At 28.9% G+C, this 3,627-nt stretch carries 4 protein-coding genes and 2 pseudogenes; 5 read left to right on the top strand and 1 reads right to left on the bottom strand.

Annotated features, from left to right (window positions below; translation table 11 throughout):
• Positions 1 to 305: 305 nt before the first annotated feature.
• Together JJE11_RS16585 and JJE11_RS16580 are read left to right on the top strand one after the other, a co-directional pair.
• The gene (locus JJE11_RS16585) at positions 306 to 749 is read left to right on the top strand and encodes a hypothetical protein (RefSeq protein WP_291637613.1); all 444 of its coding nucleotides are present in this window, start codon (positions 306 to 308) and stop codon (positions 747 to 749) included.
• A 55-nt stretch (positions 750 to 804) separates the two neighbouring features.
• Positions 805 to 1,017 (top strand): SHOCT domain-containing protein, encoded by a 213-nt coding sequence (locus JJE11_RS16580; RefSeq protein ID WP_291637612.1) that lies wholly within the window; start codon positions 805 to 807, stop codon positions 1,015 to 1,017.
• A gap of 122 nt (positions 1,018 to 1,139) precedes the next feature.
• Here JJE11_RS16580 and JJE11_RS16575 read toward each other — a convergent pair whose 3' ends face one another.
• Positions 1,140 to 1,955: an FTR1 family protein gene (locus JJE11_RS16575; protein WP_291637610.1), complete on the bottom strand. Its 816-nt coding sequence runs from the start codon at positions 1,953 to 1,955 to the stop codon at positions 1,140 to 1,142.
• Between the two features lie 122 nt (positions 1,956 to 2,077).
• Here JJE11_RS16575 and JJE11_RS16570 point away from each other — a divergent pair, with 122 nt between their 5' ends.
• The 3 genes and pseudogenes from JJE11_RS16570 to JJE11_RS16560 form a co-directional block, all read left to right on the top strand.
• Positions 2,078 to 2,464: a NusG domain II-containing protein gene (locus JJE11_RS16570; RefSeq protein ID WP_291637609.1), complete on the top strand. Its 387-nt coding sequence runs from the start codon at positions 2,078 to 2,080 to the stop codon at positions 2,462 to 2,464.
• Positions 2,465 to 3,103: 639 nt separating this feature from the next.
• A pseudogene (locus JJE11_RS16565) lies at positions 3,104 to 3,283 on the top strand (hypothetical protein); the annotation flags it as partial.
• 47 nt (positions 3,284 to 3,330) lie between these two features.
• Positions 3,331 to 3,432, top strand: a pseudogene (locus tag JJE11_RS16560) (heavy-metal-associated domain-containing protein); the annotation flags it as partial.
• Positions 3,433 to 3,627: the final 195 nt, after the last annotated feature.

Below are 3,627 nucleotides of genomic sequence, written 5' to 3'. Positions count from 1 at the left end.
TATAATATTTGACAGCATCTTCTTTAAATTGTTTATCGTGTTGTTTTCTCATGATTAAGTCCCTCCATCTATTATCTTTATTGTAATACTTATCAGGAACTTTCTCAATTTCTATTGTACTATTTCTATTCTAGCACCAGTTGTTATATATGATGCCAAGTGTTATATGAAATATAACGCTTAGGCATTTTATTATTATATGATTTTAAAAGTATTAATTAGGATATATATTATCTTCATAATTACTCTACAATTGAGTAGTAGAATAAATGTATAGAGAAAAACAATTAGAGGAGTGGTATTAAATGAAAAATAAAATTATGGTTTTAGTAATAGCCGGCATCCTAACAGTAGGCGGCGTTTCAGTTGCATATGCAACTGTTAAAAATGATACAACTATCGACAACTTCAAAACACCAATAATTAGTTCGCAAAATAATGACGATAAATCATCAAATAATTATACAAACTCAATGATGGATGATCAAAATAGTGTTGCTCAATCAAATGGGAGCTATAACGATATGATAAAAATAATGAATGATAACGGGTTCAGTGATGAAGCAAAAGCAATTGAAAACAGGGATTTTGATTCTATGAATGATATTATGAATAACATAAGTGATGATGACTATAAAAAAATGATTGATATAATGGGAGAGAATGGATATGAATCTATGGCTAATATGATGGGATCCATAGGTAGAGAAGATATGATAGAGTTTCATGGAAGTATGATGGGAAGATAATATTCTAGCATGTAATTAAAATAATAATATAAAGATAATGGAAGGATGATTTTATATGATGGGAGGTTGGTTTGGAATGATGATTATTCCTATAATTTTAATTGGGATTATTATATATGTAGGATCTAGGCAAGAACAAAACAATGCTAAATATATAGAAACTACAGATGATTCTTTGAATATCTTAAGTGAAAGATTTGCTCGTGGAGAAATAAAAAAGGAAGAATATAACAGCAAAAAATATATACTTCTAAAGAGTAAATCTTAAAAAAATTCTTAGATGGTATGTAGATATAAACAAGAATATTATAAAACCATCTGAGACTGAGCTCAGATGGCTTTTTTCTTTTGGTTCAAGATAACATATTATTATGGGGAGTGTTTTTTATTCTATTTTTTAGATTGTTTATACCAAATAAAAAACATAATGAAGGTATAAAAATATTGAAGTACAAATTGTATTATTTCAGGTTTTGAGTACCAACCAATTAAAACATAAAGAGGAAGTCCTATTATACCTTCTTTATGGTATAAAATTGTATTTGAGAGGTCAAATGCTTTAACTAATAGAGGACTTGTACTTGAAATAATATTTAAGGAATGTAGTGCAGACAAACCTTCATGAATGCCGTAGCCTAACAAAAATCCAGCTTGTAGAATTAAATATGCTAAGGTTATATTAAATAGTATTTTTAAGTTTATCCTTACTAAAGAAAAATAAATTAATATGCAAAAAATCAATGCGAAAGCAACACCTGTAAATATTGATAATAAAGTATATTTACCGGCAAAAACAAATATTACAATTTCAGCACCTTCACGTACAACCATAACAAAGGTTATACTAAAAATGCCTATAGCTGAAAGGTTAGTTTTTACTTGATTTTGAACTTCTGTAACCATGTTTCTTCCATGTATTATCATCCAATAAATAAAAGTAGTTACTAATATTAGTGCCGCAATACTTGCTGAACTTTCCCATAACTTTGTTAATTCCTCCGTTTTACCAATAGATTTTGAAATGAAAAATAATATTCCACCAATTCCTAGTGAAGCTAAAATTCCTACTAAAGCTCCTGAAAATGCGTTTTTTCTAAAAGTAGTATTGCCACTCTTTTTTAAATATTGAAGTATAATTACAACAATTAAAAAAGCTTCGAGGCCTTCTCTAAAACCAATTATTAGTCCTGGTAAAAAAACATCCATTATTATAAACCTCCTTTAAACATATGATAGTGAAAAGCAAATTAATGGTCATCCCAATATTCATAATATCTTCATATTATGATGCTAAACTAAATTTTAAAGTAGCAAACAAGGAGTTTATTATGAAGAGTGGAGATAAAATAGTTGGAATAATACTTTTAATTATTGTACTAATATCCTTAAGTGTAGCTTCAATATATAAGACTTCCATAAAGGGGGCAGAAAACATCGCAGTTATTAAGAGTGATGGCAAGGTAGTTAAAACTATTGATTTAAATAAGGTAGTGGAACCACAAGAGTTTACTATAAAAATAGAGAAGGGTAATTACAATATCATATCAGTTAAACGAAATGGTATTAAGGTAAAAGCTGCTGATTGTCCTAATCAATTAGATGTTAAAGTTGGATGGATTTCGCAGCCAGGTCAGATAATTGTATGTTTGCCTAATAAACTTATAATTAGTATTAACGGAGAGGTGAATAATGGAATTGATGGTGCAACCTTTTAAAATTAAAAAAAGCAGGTAAAACAACTGTTGTAAAGGAGAATAGAATATGAAAGAATTATTTAGTATTGGACCTTTTTATGTGTATTTTTTTGGCTAATGATTGTAATTAGTATAATTTCAGCAGTGATATTTGCTGAACACCAGGCTAAAAAAAGAGGAATTAATGATGATATTGTGTTTAATTAAGCAATAATTGGAGTGATTGCCGGTGTAGTTGGTGCTAGGTTATTTTTTTAGTCATATATGTTAAATTAGCTAAAAAAGTCTAAACTTGTAATGAGGCAGGGTTTCTTTATGGGAATGCCTTTCCCAATAGGACTAGATGGTTATGTTTTTTGATGAAATATAATTTAAAGTGAAGTATATGAAATTTACCCAATATAAGGATGCGATTTTATTGAATAAAAAGGTGAATTACTAAATGAAAAGAGCGAACATGTAATAAAAAATATTAAAGGCTCATAATTTTTCTCTTATAATTTTTTACATGATTTAGTGGTAAATTTAAATTCTTCATAAAATCCATACAAAAATATTGTACTATATAATTAAAGAAAAGATATTAGTAATCAATATTTTTTAAAATGAATGCTCCCCCCTATAGGGATGGGGCTCAAGTTGGTATTGATATAGTACTCGCAAAATTTATTTTGGGCTTTTGGGTATAATATATTAGGGATACCTATTGCAATGGGAGTGCTACACTTATTCGGAGGTCAACTTCTAAATTCTATCATTGCAGCATTGGCAATGAGTTTTAGTTCAGTTTCAGTTTTAACAAACACATTACGCTTAAAAGGCTTTAAGCCATTAAGATAAAGATCAAAATTCAAAGGAAAAAATAAAAAGCGAAGGGAGAAATAAAAATGAAAAAGAAAATAACAATAGAAGGTATGAGTTGTGGACATTGTTCAAATCATGTTAGCGAGGCCCTAAAGGACATTGGAGCAAAAGACGTCGAGGTCAACTACCACTAGCCTAAAGGCATAGTGGCTTGTAGGAAATAGTATTAAATACAAGCCAAGTTGAATAGCCTAAGTATTAAATTACTACGATTAATAAGAATATATAGTTACCCATGGATACTTCTCTAGTCTGTGGCTCTAAGCTTTAATATTAAACATCTCTGATGGTAGGAGAAGTGTATTAAAGATTTCAAAACC

The sequence above is a fragment of the Clostridium sp. genome (assembly GCF_016650095.1).
GTDB lineage: Bacteria > Bacillota > Clostridia > Clostridiales > Clostridiaceae > Clostridium_AD.
Note: the sequence above shows the minus strand (reverse complement) of the source record. Positions and strands in the feature narration are given on the sequence as shown.